19 protein-coding genes and 1 pseudogene are annotated in these 19185 nt (G+C 66.6%); 7 read left to right on the top strand and 13 right to left on the bottom strand.

The genetic code is table 11. The features are described 5' to 3' along the window. Window positions 1-57: 57 nt before the first annotated feature. Together CFB82_RS21425 and CFB82_RS21420 are read right to left on the bottom strand one after the other, a co-directional pair. Entirely contained in the window at window positions 58-987 is a 930-nt protein-coding gene (locus CFB82_RS21425; protein WP_089485183.1) for a 3-keto-5-aminohexanoate cleavage protein, read from the bottom strand. A gap of 83 nt (window positions 988-1070) precedes the next feature. Continuing rightward, window positions 1071-2024, bottom strand: coding sequence for a choline ABC transporter substrate-binding protein (locus tag CFB82_RS21420; protein ID WP_089485182.1), 954 nt, complete (start codon window positions 2022-2024; stop codon window positions 1071-1073). A gap of 609 nt (window positions 2025-2633) precedes the next feature. On the opposite strand from CFB82_RS21420, the gene CFB82_RS21415 reads away from it, so the two are divergent. Further along, window positions 2634-4217 (top strand): isocitrate lyase, encoded by a 1584-nt coding sequence (locus CFB82_RS21415; RefSeq protein WP_039356605.1) that lies wholly within the window; start codon window positions 2634-2636, stop codon window positions 4215-4217. A 50-nt stretch (window positions 4218-4267) separates the two neighbouring features. On the opposite strand, the gene CFB82_RS44585 is transcribed toward CFB82_RS21415, so the two are convergent. Both CFB82_RS44585 and CFB82_RS44580 read right to left on the bottom strand, forming a co-directional pair. Then, entirely contained in the window at window positions 4268-4825 is a 558-nt protein-coding gene (locus CFB82_RS44585; protein ID WP_373558834.1) for a LysR family substrate-binding domain-containing protein, read from the bottom strand. Then, window positions 4825-5127 carry a LysR family transcriptional regulator gene (locus tag CFB82_RS44580; RefSeq protein ID WP_373558833.1) on the bottom strand — a complete coding sequence of 101 codons (303 nt, stop codon included), beginning with the start codon at window positions 5125-5127 and terminating at the stop codon, window positions 4825-4827. Before CFB82_RS44580 ends, CFB82_RS44585 begins: the two co-directional genes overlap by 1 nt. A 121-nt stretch (window positions 5128-5248) precedes the next feature. On the opposite strand from CFB82_RS44580, the gene CFB82_RS21405 reads away from it, so the two are divergent. Beyond that, window positions 5249-5698: a DMT family transporter gene (locus tag CFB82_RS21405; protein WP_089485181.1), complete on the top strand. Its 450-nt coding sequence runs from the start codon at window positions 5249-5251 to the stop codon at window positions 5696-5698. Window positions 5699-5770: 72 nt separating this feature from the next. Here CFB82_RS21405 and CFB82_RS21400 read toward each other — a convergent pair whose 3' ends face one another. The 7 genes from CFB82_RS21400 to CFB82_RS21370 all read right to left on the bottom strand — a co-directional run bounded on the left by CFB82_RS21400 (window position 5771) and on the right by CFB82_RS21370 (window position 11256). Next, window positions 5771-7276 (bottom strand): aldehyde dehydrogenase family protein, encoded by a 1506-nt coding sequence (locus tag CFB82_RS21400; protein WP_089485180.1) that lies wholly within the window; start codon window positions 7274-7276, stop codon window positions 5771-5773. A 33-nt stretch (window positions 7277-7309) separates the two neighbouring features. Beyond that, a complete protein-coding gene (locus CFB82_RS21395; protein ID WP_089485254.1) occupies window positions 7310-7750 on the bottom strand; it encodes a c-type cytochrome in 441 nt (146 codons plus the stop codon). A gap of 68 nt (window positions 7751-7818) precedes the next feature. Further along, window positions 7819-8319 carry a c-type cytochrome gene (locus tag CFB82_RS21390; RefSeq protein ID WP_089485179.1) on the bottom strand — a complete coding sequence of 167 codons (501 nt, stop codon included), beginning with the start codon at window positions 8317-8319 and terminating at the stop codon, window positions 7819-7821. Then, entirely contained in the window at window positions 8316-8861 is a 546-nt protein-coding gene (locus tag CFB82_RS21385; RefSeq protein ID WP_089485178.1) for a methylamine dehydrogenase light chain, read from the bottom strand. Before CFB82_RS21385 ends, CFB82_RS21390 begins: the two co-directional genes overlap by 4 nt. 40 nt (window positions 8862-8901) lie before the next feature. Next, a complete protein-coding gene (gene mauD / locus CFB82_RS21380; RefSeq protein WP_089485177.1) occupies window positions 8902-9540 on the bottom strand; it encodes a methylamine dehydrogenase accessory protein MauD in 639 nt (212 codons plus the stop codon). Beyond that, entirely contained in the window at window positions 9537-10091 is a 555-nt protein-coding gene (locus CFB82_RS21375) for a MauE/DoxX family redox-associated membrane protein (RefSeq protein ID WP_089485176.1), read from the bottom strand. Before CFB82_RS21375 ends, mauD begins: the two co-directional genes overlap by 4 nt. 7 nt (window positions 10092-10098) lie before the next feature. Continuing rightward, window positions 10099-11256 carry an amine dehydrogenase large subunit gene (locus CFB82_RS21370; RefSeq protein WP_089485175.1) on the bottom strand — a complete coding sequence of 386 codons (1158 nt, stop codon included), beginning with the start codon at window positions 11254-11256 and terminating at the stop codon, window positions 10099-10101. Window positions 11257-11500: 244 nt separating this feature from the next. Here CFB82_RS21370 and CFB82_RS21365 point away from each other — a divergent pair, with 244 nt between their 5' ends. The 5 genes from CFB82_RS21365 to CFB82_RS21345 all read left to right on the top strand — a co-directional run bounded on the left by CFB82_RS21365 (window position 11501) and on the right by CFB82_RS21345 (window position 17567). Further along, window positions 11501-12463: a helix-turn-helix domain-containing protein gene (locus tag CFB82_RS21365; protein ID WP_089485174.1), complete on the top strand. Its 963-nt coding sequence runs from the start codon at window positions 11501-11503 to the stop codon at window positions 12461-12463. A 127-nt stretch (window positions 12464-12590) separates the two neighbouring features. Then, window positions 12591-13535, top strand: coding sequence for a GlxA family transcriptional regulator (locus CFB82_RS21360; RefSeq protein ID WP_069252347.1), 945 nt, complete (start codon window positions 12591-12593; stop codon window positions 13533-13535). Between the two features lie 490 nt (window positions 13536-14025). Next, window positions 14026-15738 (top strand): M36 family metallopeptidase, encoded by a 1713-nt coding sequence (locus tag CFB82_RS21355; RefSeq protein ID WP_089485173.1) that lies wholly within the window; start codon window positions 14026-14028, stop codon window positions 15736-15738. A gap of 79 nt (window positions 15739-15817) precedes the next feature. Further along, the gene (locus CFB82_RS21350) at window positions 15818-17071 is read left to right on the top strand and encodes a M20/M25/M40 family metallo-hydrolase (protein ID WP_089485172.1); all 1254 of its coding nucleotides are present in this window, start codon (window positions 15818-15820) and stop codon (window positions 17069-17071) included. A gap of 127 nt (window positions 17072-17198) precedes the next feature. Then, the gene (locus CFB82_RS21345; RefSeq protein WP_069252350.1) at window positions 17199-17567 is read left to right on the top strand and encodes a YbjQ family protein; all 369 of its coding nucleotides are present in this window, start codon (window positions 17199-17201) and stop codon (window positions 17565-17567) included. Here the strand turns inward: CFB82_RS21345 and CFB82_RS21340 are convergent. Both CFB82_RS21340 and CFB82_RS21335 read right to left on the bottom strand, forming a co-directional pair. Continuing rightward, window positions 17518-17761, bottom strand: a pseudogene (locus CFB82_RS21340) (hypothetical protein); the annotation flags it as partial. The gene CFB82_RS21345 and the pseudogene CFB82_RS21340 overlap by 50 nt on opposite strands. 97 nt (window positions 17762-17858) lie before the next feature. Then, window positions 17859-19109, bottom strand: coding sequence for an MFS transporter (locus CFB82_RS21335; RefSeq protein WP_089485171.1), 1251 nt, complete (start codon window positions 19107-19109; stop codon window positions 17859-17861). Window positions 19110-19185: the final 76 nt, after the last annotated feature.

Raw genomic sequence — 19185 nt, 5'->3', positions numbered from 1 at the left:
GGTGGGCGGCCGCGCCTGGGCGCGCCGCCACGTCGTATCAATCAGTCGGCTGAAAACTCACGCGAACTCGGCGATCGCACGGCGTTCGAGCGGACGCTCGCCGCGAGCCGGCAGGCCGAGCTTGCGGCGGCCTTCGGCCGGCGTCAGCACGCGGCCGCCAAGGCGTTCGATGACCTCTCGTGCGCGCTCGACGAGCGTGTCGTTGGTCGCATGCACGCCGCGATCGAGCCAGATGTTGTCTTCGAGGCCGACCCGCACGTGGCCGCCGAGCAGCATCGCCTGCGCGACCATCGGCATCTGCATGCGGCCGATCCCGAAGCCGGCCCAGTGCGCGCCCGGCGGCAGGTTGTCGACCATCGCCTTCATCGTGCCGGTATCGGCCGGCGCGCCCCACGGGATGCCGAGGCACAGCTGGAACAGCGGCGGATCGTCGAGCAGCCCTTCCTTCAGCAACTGCTTCGCGAACCACAGATGGCCCGTGTCGAAAATTTCCAGTTCCGGCTTCACGCCAAGCTCCTGGATGCGCTTCGCGCCGGCGCGCAATTGCGCGGGCGTCGACACGTAGATGTAGTCGCCATCGCCGAAATTCAGCGTGCCGCAGTCGAGCGTGCAGATTTCGGGGAGCAGTTCCTCGACGTGCGCGAGGCGCGTGAGGCCGCCGACCAGGTCGGTGCCCTTGCCGAAACGCATCGGGTCCTCGCCCGGGCCGATCTCGAGATCGCCACCCATGCCGGCCGTCAGGTTGATGATCACGTCGACGTCGGCCGAGCGGATGCGGTCGACCACTTCGCGGTACAGGTTCGGGTCGCGGCTGCCGCGCCCCGTCTGCGGATCGCGCACGTGGCAGTGCGCCACCGTCGCGCCGGCTTTCGCGGCCTCGATCGCGGCGGCCGCGATCTCCTTCGGCGTGACCGGAATCGCCGGATGCTTGCCGACCGTATCGCCGGCGCCGGTGACGGCGCAGGTGATGATGACTTCATGGTTCATGCTGGTTGCCTCGTTTGAATCGGGTTGTGTCGCAATGCGGATGTTTCGTCAGGGCGCGCCGCGTGCGGCGCGCGGGCCATCCATCACAGGCCGAGATACGCCTTCACGGCCGGCAGGCCATCCTTGCCGTCGAACGTCTTGACGCCCGCGAGCCACGGATCGAGCACCTGCGGGTTCTTCTTCAGGTACGCCTTCGCGGCATCGGCCGGCTTCGTCTTGTTCATCACCGACTGCATCAGCTGGTTCTCAAGCTGCGTCGAGAAGCGCAGGTTCGTGACGAGCTTGCCGGCGTTCGGGCAGCGTGAAATGAAGTCGGGCGCGGTGAGCGTGTACACGCGCGCTTCGCCGTAGTTCGGCCCGAACGACGCATCGCCGCCGGACAGATAGTTCATGCTGATCTGGATGTTCATCGGATGCGGTTCCCAGCCGAGGAAGACGACCCACTTCTTCTCGCGGATCGCGCGCTCGACGGTCACCAGCATCCCGGCCTCGCTCGATTCGACGAGCTTGAAGCCGCCGAGCCCGTACTGGTTCGTGTCGATCATCTTCTGGATCGTCGCGTTCGCGCTGCTGCCCGGCTCGATCCCGTAGATCTTGCCGTCGAGTTCCGCGCGGTGCTTCGCGATGTCCTCGAAGGTCTTCAAACCGGCCTGGTACTCGTAGCTCGGCACCGCGAGCGTCGCCTTCGCGCCCGACAGGTTCGGCGGTTCGACGACGTTGATCGACTTGCTGTCGAGGAACGGCTGAAGCTGCTTCTGCTGCACGGGCCACCAGTAGCCGAGCGATATGTCGAGCTGCTTGCTCTTCAGGCCGGCGAACGAGATCGGCACCGACGCGATCGTCGTGGTCGGCTTGTAGCCGAGCGCCTCGAACACGGTCGACGCGAGCGCCGTGGTCGACGTGATGTCGGTCCAGCCGATATCCGCGAAACGCACGGTGCGGCAAGTCGCGGCATCCGTTTCGGCCTGCGCCGCGTGCGTGAACGCGCCGGCCGCCAGCACGGCCGCGACAAGCGCGGCAATCTTCGTCGACTTCATGGTTCGTTACCTCCCGGTTTGACTCGCGGCAGCCGGTGCGCGGGGTGTGCCCGGCCTGCATCGTGGGAGTAAAAGTAACGAGCCATATTGGCCGCGAGAAGACCGCCGGCGACCTGTTCTTGACTATTTGCGACTATGAGTGGAAACCACTAGGTTTCTTCAGAAGCTTGATAGGCGGGGTTTTCACGCGCATTTCCGATGGATTCAGCTTGTCCACATGCGGCGCGGTGCTTTCGATTCGCCCGGACGAAACGGCATGCCGCGGCGGCTTCGGTTCAGCGCCGCTTGCGCCGCGTCGACGAACGCGTGTCACGGGCACGTGTGAAGCTGGCCCGGCCTCCAGCAGCCGAAAGAGCGTTTCGCATTGCGGAATCTACGCCGAATTCCCGCGCCGCGGCCTTTTCGTCGCTTGAAAACTTGTTTTGCATTGCAAAAATCACAACGTATCTCATTGAAAAACAAGAAAAATTAATGTCTTATGTCTTATATAAGACATCGCCAAAAGCTCGATGGGCGGCGTTACTATTTATCCCATGCAGCCCGCTTCGACAGACGTAGCGGGCACGCTCAACCCGTTACTCAAACGCGCTTTGCTCCCAGGAGATTGACATGGCCCAGTATCAAGACGACATCAAGGCAGTTGCCGGTTTGAAGGAAAACCACGGCAGCGCGTGGAATGCGATCAGCCCCGAGTACGCCGCCCGCATGCGTGCCCAGAACAAGTTCAAGACGGGCCTGGACATCGCCAAGTACACCGCGAAGATCATGCGCGCCGACATGGCCGCCTATGACGCCGATCCGGCCAAGTACACGCAGTCGCTGGGTTGCTGGCACGGCTTCATCGGCCAGCAGAAGATGATCTCCATCAAGAAGCACTTCAACAGCACCGAACGCCGCTACCTGTACCTGTCGGGCTGGATGGTCGCTGCGCTGCGCTCCGAGTTCGGCCCGCTGCCGGACCAGTCGATGCACGAAAAGACCTCGGTCAGCGCGCTGATCCGCGAGCTGTACACGTTCCTGCGCCAGGCCGACGCCCGTGAACTGGGCGGCCTGTTCCGCGAACTCGACGCCGCCAAGGACGCGACCGCGAAGGCCGCGATCCAGGACAAGATCGACAACCACGTCACGCACGTCGTGCCGATCATCGCCGACATCGACGCCGGTTTCGGCAACGCGGAAGCCACGTACCTGCTGGCCAAGCAGTTCATCGAAGCAGGCGCATGCTGCATCCAGATCGAAAACCAGGTGTCCGACGAGAAGCAGTGCGGCCACCAGGACGGCAAGGTCACCGTCCCGCACGAGGATTTCCTCGCGAAGATCCGCGCGATCCGCTACGCGTTCCTGGAACTGGGCGTGGACGACGGCATCATCGTCGCCCGTACCGACTCGCTGGGCGCCGGCCTGACCAAGCAGATCGCCGTGACCAACACGCCGGGCGACCTGGGCGACCAGTACAACTCTTTCCTCGACTGCGAAGAACTGTCGGCCGACCAACTGGGCAACGGTGACGTCGTCATCAAGCGCGACGGCAAGCTGCTGCGTCCGAAGCGCCTGCCGAGCAACCTGTTCCAGTTCCGCGCCGGCACGGGCGAAGCGCGTTGCGTGCTCGACTGCATCACGTCGCTGCAAAACGGCGCCGACCTGCTGTGGATCGAAACGGAAAAACCGCACATCGCCCAGATCGGCGGCATGGTCAGCGAGATCCGCAAGGTCATCCCGAACGCGAAGCTGGTGTACAACAACAGCCCGTCGTTCAACTGGACGCTGAACTTCCGTCAGCAGGCGTACGACGCGATGAAGGCCGAGGGCAAGGACGTGTCGGCCTACGACCGTGCGCAGCTGATGAGCGTCGAATACGACGAGACGGAACTGGCCAAGCTGGCCGACGAGAAGATCCGTACGTTCCAGGCCGACGCATCGCGTGAAGCCGGCATCTTCCATCACCTGATCACGCTGCCGACGTACCACACCGCCGCGCTGTCGACCGACAACCTGGCCAAGGAATACTTCGGCGACCAGGGCATGCTGGGCTACGTGGCCGGCGTGCAGCGCAAGGAAATCCGCCAGGGTATCGCCTGCGTGAAGCACCAGAACATGTCCGGCTCGGACATCGGTGACGATCACAAGGAATACTTCAGCGGCGAAGCAGCGCTGAAGGCGGCAGGCAAGGACAACACGATGAACCAGTTCTGATACCGGTCATCTCCAGGCGAAACGCCAACCCGATACGGGTTGGCGTTTTTTTATGCCCCGATCACCCGCACGAACGCGTCCGCCAGCACCGTCGGCTCGACCGGCAACACCAGCGCGCACACCGACTTGGCGTCGTCATCCGAGATCGGCACGAAGACGACCCCGTCGATCCCGAGACTCGCCATCCGCTCCGGCAAGATCGCCACGCCCTGTCCGGCCGCGACGAGATTCAGCATCGACGTCTTCGGCGACACGATCCGCGCGGTCGCCGGCACGAATCCGCGCTTCAGGCAAAGATCGATCACGACGCGCGCGAGCCCGCCCCGCTCCCGATACACGGCCGATACGAACGGCTCGTGCCGCAGCCTCGAGATCGCAATACGCTTGCGGCCCGCCAGCGGATGATCGGCCGGCACCGCCGCGCACAAACGCTCGGCCGCGAGCTCGACGAAGCGCACGCGCGGATCGCGGCGCAGCACCGGCAAACGAACGATCCCGATATCGGCGTTGCCGTTCGCGATCTCCTGCACCTGATCCTCGGACGACGCGCGGTCGAGATCGATCCGCGCACCCGGGCACGCGCGCATGAAGCGCTCGAGCACCGGCATCAGGCTGCAGACGGGGACGGTGCTCGAATGCAGAAGCCGCGCGACAACTGCGCGCCCTCGTCGGCCGCGGCGGTCAGGGTCGCCGGAATCGACGCCACGCGATCGCGATAGAGCGCGCCGGCGGGCGTGAGCCGCACACCCCGTGGCTCCCGGTCGAACAGCGGAAACCCCAGCTCGTCTTCCAGTTGAGCGATCTGCCGGCTGAGCGCCGACTGCGCGACGTGGAGCGCGCTCGCAGCCGGCGTGAAGCCGCCGAGATCGGCCACGGTCAGGAAATACTGGATTTGCCTCAGGGATGGCATGCCGAAAAGAGATGGATAAGCGCACGATTTGATATTTGCGTTATACCGTCGCGCTTTCCAGAATGGAAGCCTGCCGTGCCGGAGCCGCCGTCACGGCCACTTCGCCGGAGCCTGCCTCGTCGTGACTACTCTCCTGTCCTATCTGCTGGTCGTTGCCGCCGGCGTCAGCGTGGCGTTGCAACAGGTGCTCAACGCCAACCTCCGTGCGCAGCTCGGCTCGCCGTGGTGGGCCGGCTCGGTCAGCTACCTCGTCGGCCTCGCCGCGATGCTCGTCGTTGCGCTGCTGTCCCCGCATCCGCGCTTGAGCGGCACCGGCACCATTACCGGTGCCGCGTCATGGTTCAGCTGGACCGGCGGAATTTTCGGCGCGGCGTTCGTCGGCATCGCGATCCTGATGGTGCCGCGACTGGGCGCCGCGACGACGCTCGCGCTGATCGTCGTCGGGCAGACGACCGGCGCGCTCGTGTTCGACCACTTCGGTGTACTCGGCATCCAGCAGCATGCGGCCAGCCCGATCCGCCTGGCCGGCGCGGCGTGCCTCATTCTCGGGGTGGTGCTGGTGCGCGCGTGACGACGTGTCGCGTCGCTGCCGCGTGCGCGTGCGTTGCCGAACCGCCGGCAACGCGCGCACCCGCCGCGACGCTCACGCGTAGTTCATCATCACCGACTTGCTTTCCGTGTACTGGTCGATCACCGCGCGGCCGAGTTCGCGACCGAAACCCGACTGCTTCATCCCGCCGAACGGCATCGCGTTGTCGAGCAGCGAGTGGCAGTTGACCCACACCGTGCCGGCCGCGATGCGCGGGATCAGCTTGTGGATCGCGGAAAGATCGTTCGACCAGATGCTCGCGCCGAGGCCGTACGGTGTGTCGTTGGCGCGCTGCACGGCCGTCTCGACGTCGTCGAACGGCATCGCGACGAGCACCGGCCCGAAGATCTCCTCGCGCACGACGCGCATCGCCTGCGTCGTGTCGACCAGCACGGTCGGTTCGACGAAGAAGCCGGGGCCGTCGATCGCGCGGCCGCCCGTGGCGGCGCGCGCACCCTCGCCGAAGCCCGAGTCGATATAGCCGCATACGCGCTGGCGCTGCTTCGCCGAGACGAGCGGGCCGATCTGTGTCGACGGGTCCATCCCCGGTCCGATCTTCAGGCTCGCGGCGATCTTCGCGACGCGCTCGATCACGTCGTCGAACACCGACGCATGGATGTACGCGCGCGACCCGGCCGTGCACACCTGCCCCTGGTTGAAGAAGATCGCGTTCGCCACGCCCAGTGCGGCCTTGTCGGGATCGACGTCGGGCAGCACGATCACCGGCGACTTGCCGCCGAGTTCGAGCGACATCCGCGTCATGTTGTCGAGCGCCGCGTGGCCGATCGTCTTGCCCGTCTGCGTCGAGCCCGTGAACGCGATCTTGTCGATGCGCGGATCGCGCGACAGCGCGGCGCCGGCCGTGTGGCCGTAACCGGTGACGATATTGACGACGCCGTCGGGAAAGCCGGCCGCCTGAATCAGCTCGCCGAGTCGCAACGCGCTGAGCGGCGTATCTTCCGCGGGCTTCAACACCACGGTGCAGCCCGTGGCCAGTGCGGGCGCAAGCTTCCACGCAGCCATCAGCAGCGGGAAATTCCACGGAATGATCGCACCGACCACGCCGACGGGTTCCTTGCGCGTATAGGTGAAGATCTCGCTGTCCGGCATGTAAGGCATGCCCGCGTCGATCACGCTGCCTTCGATCTTCGTCGCCCAGCCTGCCATGTAGCGGAAGCACTGCGCGGCCATCGCGACATCGAGCCCCTGCGCCACCATCACGGGCTTGCCGTTGTCGAGCGACTCGATCTCGGCCAGCTCGCGCGCGTTCGCGTCGATCAGGTCGGCGAGCGCCAGCAGCAGACGCTCGCGGTCGGTGGTCTTCGCGGTGCGCCACGGCCCCGCGTCGAATGCGCGCCGCGCGGCGGCGATGGCCTGCTGCACGTCGTGCTCGTCCGCTTCGGGCACCCGTGCGAGCAGGGTGCCGTCGGCCGGGTTCACGACGTCGAGCTGGCGACCCGACGCCGCATCGCACCACTCGGCGCCGATCAGCATCCTTTTCGGCTTCGCGAGAAACGCGCGCGTGGCATCGAGCAGCGGGAACTGTTCGTTCGTCTCCATCTTCTTGATTCCTCGATTTCCTGAATGAATCGGTCAATAGCGATCCGTGACGCCGTCGATCCCGCGCGCCTGCAACGCGCGAACGAGGCCGGCGCGCACGGTCGCGACGTCGGACAAGGCGGGACGGCGGTGCGCGGCGACTTCGGCGGCCGTATAAGGCTTGAAGTCGCGCGGCAGTGCGTCGCGGTTCATGGTGGTGAGTACCCAGTTGAGCACGTCGGCGAGGTCCTGGTCCGACAGCGCCGAGTTCGACGCGCCGGGCACGCGCATCACGTACTCGCGCCCGGCCGGCAGATGCGTGAAATAGCCGAGCGAGTTGGCGAGCGGCGGTACCTTGCCGGGGATACCATCGCCCGTCGCCGTGTGGCAGCCCATGCAGTTGAGCACCCAGTGCTGCCGCGCGAGCGCCGCGTCGGCCGCGCCTTGGGCGTGCGCGGGTGCCGCGGTCAAACCCGCGACTGCTCCGGCCAGCATCAGCCACGACGACACCGCACACCGCGCGCGGGCCGCGGCGTTGCCAACACGGGGCGCGCACGCGAGCGTCACAGGCCAAGCCCCTTGATGACGATTTCGCGTTGCGCATGAACGGCCGTGCCCTCCATCGCCTTCGCACGCGCCGCGCGGATATCGGCCGCCGTGAACGGCTTCGCGTCACCATGCTGCGCGTTGAGATCGAACACGACGTAGTTGAGCACGTGCGCGATGTCGTCATCGCTCGCGCTCGCGAACGACGGCATCTTGAAGTTGTAGGTCTTGTCGCGCACCTTGATCTCGCCGAACATCCCGTGCAGCAGCGTCGCGACCAGTTGCGCACGCCCCGGCTCGGCCGTCGCGTACTTGCCCGGATACTCGGTCAGCGGCGGCGCGAGGCCGTCCTGCCCCTTGCCGCCCGCCTGGTGACACACCGTGCACTGCGCGTCGAACACGCTCTTGCCGGCCGGGTAATGCACGGTTTCCTGCGCGCCGGCGGCGCCCGCCAACACGAAGCCCGCCACGGCCGTCATGCACGCAACGACGAACTTTCCCGCTTGTTTCCCTTTCATTGTTTTGCCGCTCCCAGCAGAACCGAAACCGAACAGTGATAGTTCGAATTGCCGTTGGCCATGCACCAGTTGATGTCGTTGTTCAGCGACAGCTTGTACAGCGGCTTCTCGCGCTCGTTGCGGTTGCAGAAGCACTTTCCGCACGAAGTCTTGCCGCAGCAGTCGTTGTACGACACGATGTAGTCCGAACCGTCGTGCGGGTTCCGGCACGTGCCGATCCACGTGATCGGCGAAGGCGTCGTGCCCGGCGGGCAACTGCTGGACGTGCCGCCGCAGCAACTGCACAGCCAGCCGTCGATCGCGCAGTATTTCCAGTAGTCGCAGCTCATCGGATCGTCGCTTGCCGCCGATGCGGCGCCGCCGGACGCAGCCGACGCGCCCGATGCCGCATCGGCCGCATACGCGGTGCGGTCGACGGGCAGCAGCGGCAGCATCGCCGATCCCACCAGCACCTTGCCGAGCTTCGCCATCGCGCTGCGCCGCGAACTGTGCTGCGCGACGCCGCGCGCCGACCGCTCGAACCATGAATCAAACAGGCCCATGTCGTTGTTCTCCCTTGACGTTGAAAGAGGTGCGGCCCGGTCATGCGTGCTGCGCGCGTGCGTCGTGGTCGTGGTCGTGGCCGTGATCGCCGTGCACGAACTGCTGCAGCGATGCGACGCCGCGCGCCTTCGCTTCGAACAGGCTCTCGAGATGCTCGCGCGTGTTGACGAGCCCCTTCGCGCGCACCGTGCCGGTTTCGTCGAGCAGCACCGCGTACGGCAGCTTGCCGATCTGATAAGCGAGGCCGAGCTCCTGCGACAGCACGTACGGGAAGCGCCCGAGGTCGTGCTTGCGCGCGAAGCGCGTGTGTTCGTCGACATCGCCGTCGCTCGCGAGCACGATGTTCACCGGCGTCGCTTCGCTCGCCTGCAGCGACGGCAGCAGCGGCAGCAACTTCTTGCAGACGGGGCACGTCGGCGACAGGAAGAACAGCAGCGTCGCGTTGCCCGACGCATCGAAGCCGCCGACCTTCACCTGCGCGCCGCGAATGTCGGTCAGTTCGAACGTCGGCGCGATCGCGCCGACCGCCGGCCCCTTGTCGATCATCAATGCGCCGGCCGGCATGATGCGTTCGTACAGGATGCCGATCTGGCGCACGAGCGCAAGACAGATCGCGCCGAGCGCGAGGACGGCCACCCACAGCAGGGCGGTGGAAACGGTGAGAGCGGTTTGCATCATGAATTCCTCAGGTGGGAAAGGCGCGGGTCGTTGGCGAGCAGCACGTCGACGATAAGCAGCGCGCAGACGATCAGCAGCACGGAGAAGAACAGCGTCAGGTAGTCGAACCACACGACCGCGCGAGCGCCCGGCTCGACGAGCGCGGTCGCGGCCAGCGCGGCGAGCAGCAGTGCGCGCCCGACGTGCAGCCAGCCGATGCCGCGCGGTGCGTCCGCACGCGCCGCCGCGAAGCCGGAACAGCCGCAGTCGATGTCGGTGTGGCCGCGCAGGAGATTGATCGCAATCGCGGCGGCGAAAGCCACGAGCAACGCGACCAGGCCGCTCGCGCCGGCCGTGCGCGTGTCGGGAAACAGCAGCGCCGCGGCGCCGACGGCTTCCGCGAGCGGAATCGCGAACGCGACGGGCGCGGTCAGCGCGTCGGGCAACAGCCGGTAGCCGGCGAGCGCCCGGCTGAACGCGGCGGGCCGGCGCATCTTCGCGAACGCGCCGAGCAGCACGACGACGGCGGCGCCGGCCTGCGCGCTGGTGGCAAGTACGGGATCGAGCGTCATCGCGGCCTCACGGGTTGACGAGCAGCGACGACGTGTTGCCGATCTGCTTCTCGACGTTCTGCAGCTTGCCGGTGCGCGCATCCATCACGACGAGGTCGGACGTCGCCGTCAGCCCGTAGAACAGCGGCTTGTCGTCCTCGCTGACCTGGATCGACACGAGCGGATCGACCTTCTGCTGCGCGAGATCCCAACGCGCGATACGCTGCTTCGACTTCAGGTCATACACCCACACCTGCGTGCCGGGATCCTTGTGCGAGCCGTCGCCGCCCTGGTGCATCAGCACGTAGTAGCGGTTCTGCCTGGTCTGCACGGTCGTCTGCTGCATGCCGCCCGGGCGCCAGCCTTCGGCGCGCTCGGCATCCGTCAAGAGCGGCCACGGCTTTCCGAACGCGGGCTTGTCGCCGCTGAAATCCGCGCTGCGCACGTTGCCGCCGTAGGTCGTGAACAGGTAGTCGCCCTTGTAGCGCGACGCGTTCACGAACGCCGGATCCTTGTCGACGTCGATGAACACATCCGACATCGTGCGCTTCGCTTCCTTGCCGTTCGCATCGAGCGTGACGGTCAACGCCTTGCCGCTTTCGCACAGCGCGGTGAAGCGGTCATTGCCCGACGGATAGGCGAGCACGCAGGCCGCCGTGTCGATCTCCGACAGCACCTGCTTCGACACCGCATCGATCACCGTCATCGAAGCGGCCGGCGTGATGTTCGCGACGTACAACCGCTTGCCGTCCGCGCTGAACGCGGTGTTGTACGGCGACGGCACATGCTGCGCATGCTTTGCCGGAATCACGATCTCGCCGGCGTGATCGAGCGTCGTGTTGTCGGTCATCTCGACGACGTCGGTACGCGTGCCGTGCGAGCCGCGCGAGAAGTAGGTCGTCGCGACGAAGCTCGTCCTGCGGTCGGGCGAAATCGCGAAGCCGGGGCCGAAGCCGCCGTCGATCTGGCCGAGCAGCTTCTTCGCATCGGCGTCGTACACGTAGATGCGTCCGTCGGTCATCGACGGCATCGAGATGTCGACGATATAGACCTCGTGCGGATGCCATGGCGGCATCTTCTGCACGACCAGTTCCTCCGGCATTTCCGTCGCGTTCGCGCCGCCGACCCATGCCGCCGCGAACGCCAGCGTCGCCGCGAGCACCGCGGTTCGTCGCCTTGTCCTCATGTCGCCTCCAGTTGGGGAATCACGTGATGTGGGGCGACTGTAGTTCGACAATAAATCCGGTCAGCACCCGGACCGGCACCGCGTGCGTGCCGATTCGGGATATTGGAAAACCGCCTGAAAGCCGCGCCGGCCGGAGGCTTCCGACCCTCTGACGAATGCGCGCGGAATAGCGCTCCCCCGTATTGCGCCGACCACGCGGTCGGTTTAATCTTGCGCGGTCCTGATCGACGCACCCGGAGGCGCTGTGTTCGTGTTTCACGAGAGGTTCGACAACGCGGACCGGCATGCCGAGGCGCTGCGCGGCTGGCACCAGCGCTACGACCAGATCGGCTCCGGCGCGTATCGCAGCGCAGTCAAGCATGCGGTGCTGGACGGCATGCAGTTGTTCCAGGAAACCGCCAACGTTCGCATCATCCAGCGCGGAAGATTGCCGCACGACCATACGGTGTTCGGCATGCCGCTCACCGGCTCCGGCACATTCGCATTCGGCGGCGCGCGCATCGAGCGCGGCACGATGGTGATGGCGCGCGGCGGTGCGCCGTTCGAGCTGCATTCGCCCGACGACATGTCGCTGATCGGCGTCGTCGCCGATCGCGCGCTGATGCAGCAGGTCGAGGATGCGGCCGACGTGCGCGTCGACGAAGCTGCGTTGCGGCGCGGTGTCGTCGACATGCCCACCGCCGTGCTGATGCGCGCGAGCGTGCAGGTCGCCACGCAACTCGAGCGCGTGCTGTCGGCACCCGATACCTACCGTGACGCACGCGCGCAACGCGAACTGCGCGGCGAGATCGGCAACGTGCTCGTCGATCTCCTCACGTACCGGATTCCCGAGCCTTCGAACCGCCTCACGCACGCGTGTCGCGCCGACATCGTGCGCCGCGTGCACGACTACGTGATCGGCCATCCCGAAGCGCCGGTCGACGTGCTGAGCCTGTGCACGCAATTGCGCGTGAGCCGGCGCACGATGCAGAACAGCTTCCAGTCGGTCGTGCAGACCAGCCCGTTGCATTACGTGCGCTCGCTGCGCCTGTCGCAAGTGCGGCGGATGCTGCTCGATACGCGGCAGGCCGACCTGCCGATCAGCGACGCCGCCGCGCGCTGGGGTTTCATTCATCTCGGGCATTTCGCGAACGCGTACAAGGCGCAGTTCGGCGAGTTGCCCTCGGCCACCGCGCGCCGGGCCGTGCGCGACGCAAAAACGCGCTGAGCCCCCGCAAAACCCGCGATAATCTTCCGCTGACCGTTCGGCGCGCGCGAACCGGCCACGGCGCATGCCCGTCCGCTCGCCGCCCCGCACGATGCGCGACGACTTCCGGATTCCATCTCCTGCCCCGATGCCCGAGGATTTCCATTTCCTGCTGCTGCCCGGCTTCTCCGCACTCGGCTTCATGTCCGCGGTCGAGCCGCTGCGCGTCGCGAACCGCTTTCGCACCGAGCTCTATCGCTGGCACGTGATCAGCGCCGACGGCGCGCCCGTCGCGGCGAGCAACGGCATTCCGGTCGCCGCCGAGGCCGCGTGCGCGGAGGTCGACAAGGTCGATACGGTGTTCGTCGTCGCGGGTTTCGATCCGCTCGTGTGCTACACGCGCGCGATCGGCGACTGGCTGCGCCGCCAGCACCGTCATGGTGCAACGCTCGGCGGCATCGACACGGGCAGCTTCGTGCTCGCGGAAGCCGGGCTGTTCGACGCGTCGCAGCCGCTCACGCTGCACTGGGAAGCACTGGCCGCGTTTCGCGAACGCTACCCCGGCCTGAACGCGACGCAGGAACTGTTCGAGATCGACGACCGGCGCATCACGTGCGCGGGCGGCACCGCATCGATCGACATGATGCTCGACCTGATCGGACGGCGGCACGGCGCCGATCTCGCGGCGGCGATCTCCGAGCAGTTCGTCGTCAGCCGGATCCGGCAGCGCTCCGACAGCCAGCGGCTCGAGATCGCCGCACGCTACGGCGTGCACAACCGCAAGCTGATCCAGGTGATCGGCACGATGCAGCGGCACATGGAAACCCCGCTCGGCTCCGATGCGCTCGCGCAGGAGGTGTCGATCACGCGCCGCCAGCTCGAACGGCTGTTCAGCGCAACGCTGAACGACACGCCGACGCATTTCTACCTGAACCTGCGCCTCGATCGCGCGCGTGAACTGCTACAGCAGACGGACATGAGCATCACATCGGTTTGCGTCGCGTGCGGGTTCGAATCGCCGTCGCACTTCTCGCGCACGTATCGCGCGCGATTCGGGCTGAGCCCGCGCAACGACCGGCGTGCGACACGCTGATCGTCGCCGGCTTCAAGCACAATCCAGCGCGGTATTGCACGTTCCGGCAGCGTTTCCCGCCGCTCGCTGCACAATGCCGGTGATTGATCGACGGACCGAAGCGGTCGTCGAAAATAAATTGGAATGTCGTTGAAAATATTCTGTAACATACCAAAAAAAGTTAGATAGGCAGCCTAACGACACGCATGCCGCCGCTCGGCGTGCGTCGCGCCACGCGGGCCATCAACCGATATCGATCCGATCCGAGGGGTATGACATGACGATGCTCGCTTCGCCGTCGCCGCACCTGCCTGCCGTTCGCTGCTTCGCCTGCGCTCCCCGCTCTTCTCCCGCCTGCTTCTTTTCGACCTGACATTTAGGGTTCCTTAGTCAGTCGACGCTCCCAACACCGCTTCGCCGCACCGGCTCCATCGAGCCGGCGCGCGGGCCGTGTCGTGCCTGCGCGCCACGAACGCGCGGGCGTATCCAACCGTTGAGATGAGGATCACGTATGCAGACATCACGCAAAGCACTGCCGCTCGCCCTGGGTCTCGCGCTCGGTTTCGGCATCGTCGGCGGCACCGCGGCCGATACGAAAGTCTCGAACCCGCAAGCAACGAGCCTGCGCGAAAGCCTGACGCGCGGCGTCGCGCCGCCGGCCGCCAAGGCCGATACGGCCGCCGGGCAGTTCCGCGCGGACGGCGTCGCCGTCACGCTGTACAACCCCGCGTATCGCGCGAAGAAAACCGCCACGACAGCCGCCGCCACCGCGCGCGACTTCGTCGCGTCGCAAGCCGCGCAGCTCGGGCTCGATGCGACCGCGCTCGCGAGCCTCGTCGTCACGTCGGAGCGCAATGATGCCGATTTCACCGTCGTGCGCCTGCAGCAGCAGGCAGCCGGCCTGCCCGTGTACGGCAGCGATATCGCGGTGACGGTCGCGAAGGACGGCCGCATCCTGTACGTCGCGAGCAATACCATCAACGGCGTGGTCGCGACGTCGCGCAAGTCGCAAGCCGTCGACCAGCAGCAGGCGCTCGACCGCGCCCGCGCGTATCTCGGCGTGAGCGGCTTCACGAACCTGGATGCGCAGCTCGTCGCGTTCGTCGACAAGACCGGCACGCATACCGCGTGGAAAGTGCGCGGCCGCCCGAACGACGGCCCGAAAGGCGACTGGGAACTGCTGATCGACTCGGGCAGCGGCGACGTGCTGCGCGCCGAGGACAAGGCGTTCTACGCGACCGACGGCACGGGCTTCGTGTTCCGGCCCGACCCGCTGTCGCCGACCAAGAGCAGCTACGGCAGCACGGGCTACAAGGACAGCAACGACGCCGATTCGTCGCAGCTCACCGCCGCACGCGTGCGCGTGACGTTGAAGGAACTCGCGCAGTCGGGCGGGCGGTATTCGCTGACGGGCCCGTACGCGTCGTGCGTCGATTTCGATGCGCCGCTCGACAAGGCGTGCCCCGTGCAGTCAACGCCCACGTTCGAATTCACGCGCGGCAACCTGTATTTCGAGGCCGTGAACGCGTACTACCACATCGATACGTTCCTGCGTTACGTGAACCAGACGCTCGGCATCAAGGCGTTGCCGTACCAGTACACCGGCGGCGTGCAGTATGACCCGCACGGCGAATCGGGCGACGACAATTCGTCGTATTCGTCGAGCAGCGGCCGGCTGACCTTCGGGCAAGGCGGCGTCGACGATGCAGAGGATGCGGACGTCGTGATCCACGAGCTCGGCCACGGCATCCACGACTGGGTGACGAACGGCGGCCTGTCGCAGCAGGAAGGGTTGTCGGAAGGCACCGGCGACTATCTCGCCGCCGCGTACAGCCGCGACTTCAACCAGTGGAGCCCGTCGGACGCGCAATACCACTGGGTCTACAACTGGGACGGCCACAACGAGTTCTGGGGCGGCCGCGCGACCAACTGGAACGTCGGGCGCACCTACGCGCAGGCACGCGGCGCGGAGATCCATACGGCCGGCCAGTACTGGGCGTCGTGCAACCTCGTCGCACGCGACGCGATCGGTGCGCAGGCAATGGACAAGGCATTCCTGAAAGGGTTGTCGATGACCAACAGCTCGACCAACCAGAAGGCCGCCGCGCAGGCCGTGCTGACGGCTGCGTCCGCGCTCGGCTACAGCAGCGCGCAGCTGACCGCGATCGGCAATGCGTACAACCAGAGTTGCACGTACGGCGTGACCGTACCGAAGAAGTCGTAATTCCGCAGCAGGCGGGGGCGCCTCGCACGACCTGCGGCGCGCCCTCTTCCTCGACATCGCCATCCTCACGAGATCGAACATGCCTACTCTGAAACTGACCCGCCTGAGCGCCGCGCTGGGCGGCATGCTGCTGACCGCCGCCGCGCATGCGACGCCGGTGTGGATCACACTCGGCGACGCGGCGTTCCGCCAGTTGCAACGCATCGACGCCGGTGCCACCGCGCAGTACAGCACGACCCTCGACGCCGGCAAGACGGCCGACGGCGCCGCGCGCCGCGAAACCGTTCACGTCGTCTCAATCGACGATTCACGGCTCGGCGAGCTGGCCCTCGCCGTCCACCATGCGCGCGGCCACGGGCCCGGCTACGTCGTGCACGACTCGTTCGACGAAGCACGCCAGGCACTGCAGCCGTTGCCGCCGACGCTCGCAAAACAGGCCGCCGCCTCCGTGTACAAGGTATCGAACGCGCCGCAGATCGGCACATGGATCCAGCAGCTGCAGGCCAGCAACATCGTCGGCACGATCACGTCGCTGTCCGGCTTCACGAACCGCTACTACACGACGTCGCACGGCGTCGCCGCGTCGGACTGGCTCGCACTGCAGTGGAAGCAGCTGGCGGGGTCGCGCGCCGACATCACCGTCGAACAGTTCACGCACACCGGCTTTCCGCAGAAATCGGTGATCCTGACGATTCGCGGCAGCGATCCGGCCGCGGGCACCGTCGTGCTGGGCGGCCACCTCGATTCGACGGTCGGCCGCACGACGGAAAACACGCGCTCGCCCGGCGCGGACGACGATGCGTCGGGCATCGCCAGCCTTACCGAAGCGCTGCGCGTGCTGCTGGCGAACAACTACAAGCCGAAGCGGACGATCAAGTTCGTCGGGTACGCAGCCGAGGAAGCCGGGCTGCTCGGCTCGAAAGCGATCGCGAAGCAGTTCCGCGCGCAGAATGCGAACGTGGTCGGCGTGCTGCAGCTCGACATGACGAACTACAAGGGCGATCCGAAGGATATCTACCTGATCACCGACTACACGAACGCGTCGCAGAACACCTACCTGACGAATCTGGCGAAGACGTACCTGCCGGAACTCGCGATCGGCACGTCGCAGTGCGGGTATGCGTGCTCGGATCACGCGTCGTGGAATGCGCAAGGGTATCCGGCGTCGTTCCCGTTCGAGGCCGACCAGAACGATAGTCCGTATATCCATACCGTGAACGACACGCTGGAGAATTCGGATCGGCAGGCGAATCATGCGCTGAAGTTCGGCAAGCTGGCGCTGGCCTACGCGGTCGATCTCGGCGGGAACGGCAGCGCGACCGTCAAGCGTTGACCCGGCGACGGCCGGGGGCAGTGGCACGGGCGCGTGGTGCGGGCGCGCCCGTTCGAACCCGGCCGAGCCCGTATGCCGTTCCGGATAGAATCGTCGTTCGCTCACTTCAGCAACACGGTGCAATGCCATGACCGATATCTCCCGCTCGTTCGACGATCTCACACCCGAACGCGTCACGACCGCGTTCGACCTGCCCGGCCACACGACCGTCCGCTCGCTCGGGGTCGCACAGGGCATCATCGTGCGCTCGCGCTCGATCGTCGGCTCGTTCGGCGCGTCGCTGCAAACCCTCTTCGGCGGCAACATCACGCTTTATACGTCGCTGTGCGAGAAAGCTCGCCAGCAGGCGTTCGACAAGATGCTCGGCGACGCGCGCAAGCTCGGCGCGAATGCGATCGTCGCGATGCGCTACGACTCGACCGAGATCGGGGCGGGCGTCACGGAAGTCATCTGCTACGGCACGGCCGTGCGGGTCGCGCGCGACGCCGGCGCCTGACCGTCAACCGTTGCGCGCCGGCCGCCCACACGATCGCGACGATCACGAGCACCACTGCCGACGGTCTTGAGACTGTTCAGTTCCTTCCACGGCAGCACGCCCGTCAGCGACAGCAGGATCAGCGCACCTGCGAGCGTATCGACGAGCAGCACCCAGCCGATACTCATCCCGACGCCCTTGTGCAGGCTCGTCAGTCACCCCTGCGCATCGGCGCCGCCGACATTGAGCCGCTGGAACGCGTTGTTGAATGTCTTTTGAAATACTCGGACATGAAACGGCGTCGGTACTGCTTCAGCGCTCGCGCTCGAGCGAAGTCATGTTCCGCAGTTGCGGGAACAACCGCATCCACGTGAGCGCGACCAGAATCGTCGCGGCACCACCGACGACGATCGCCGCCGGCGCGCCCCACCATGCGGCCGTCACGCCCGACTCGAATTCGCCGAGCTGGTTCGACGTCCCGATGAACAGCGAATTGACCGCGCTCACGCGCCCGAGCATGTCGTCGGGCGTACGCAGTTGCACGAGCGACAGCCGCACGACGACGCTGACGACGTCCGACGCGCCGAGCGCGGCCAGCGCCACGAGCGACAGCGTGAAGTGCCGTGACAACCCGAACACGATCGTCGCGATGCCGAACGCGATCACGCCACCGAACATCGCGCGGCCCGGCCGCCCCTTCAGCGGGAACCGCGTGAGCCACAGCGTGCCCGCGAGCGCGCCGACCGCGGGCGCCGCACGCAGCGCACCGAGCCCCCACGGGCCGACCTGCAGGATGTCGCGCGCGTAGATCGGCAGCAGCGCGGTTGCGCCACCGAACAGCACCGCGAACAGGTCGAGCGACAGCGCGCCGAGAATCGCCGGCTCGCGCCGGATGAACGCGATGCCCGAAAACACCGAGCGCAGCGTGACCGGCTCGCGGGCGGGCGGCGCACTGCGCAGCGGAATCGTGCCGCTCAGCGCCGCCGCGATCGCGAACGCGACGACGCTCGTGCCGAACGCGGCGGGCGCGCCGACGCCGTACAACAGCCCGCCGAACGCGGGCCCGAGGATCTGCGCCGCCTGGTTCGCGGAGGTCGACAGCGCGGTCGCGCGCGGCAGGTCGGTGCGCGGCACGACGGCCGGCAGCAGCGACGACACCGACGGCGATTCGAACGCGCGGGCCGTGCCGACGATCGCCGCGAGCCCATACACGGCCGGTGCGGCCAGCCACCCTTGCGTGGCGCCGAGCAGGAACACGCCGGCAGCCAGCGCCTCGACGCCCTGGCAGATCGTCGCGATGCGCCGACGATCGTAGCGGTCCGCCACCTGCCCGACGACGAGCGTCAGCGCGAACATGGGTACGAACTGCGCAAGGCCGACGAGACCGAGCGCGAATGCGCTGTGCGTGAGCGCGTAGACGTACCAGCCGATGGCAACCGACAGGATCTGGAAAGCCAGGGAAGACATGACGCGCGTGCCCCAGAAACGCTGGAACGGGACGTGGCGGAACAGGTTGGCGGGTAACGGGGATAAAGGACTGGAGTCGGGCACGGATTCGGTCATCGAGGTCTCGGCGGTCGGCGCTGCGCGCCGGTACCGTTCGAGAAACGACTGCGCACGCCGACGCGTGCGCGCGACA

This window comes from Burkholderia sp. HI2714 (assembly GCF_002223085.1).
Lineage (GTDB): Bacteria > Pseudomonadota > Gammaproteobacteria > Burkholderiales > Burkholderiaceae > Burkholderia > Burkholderia lata_D.
The sequence above is the reverse complement of the archived record's forward strand: the minus strand, read 5'-3'. Positions and strand labels throughout refer to the sequence as shown.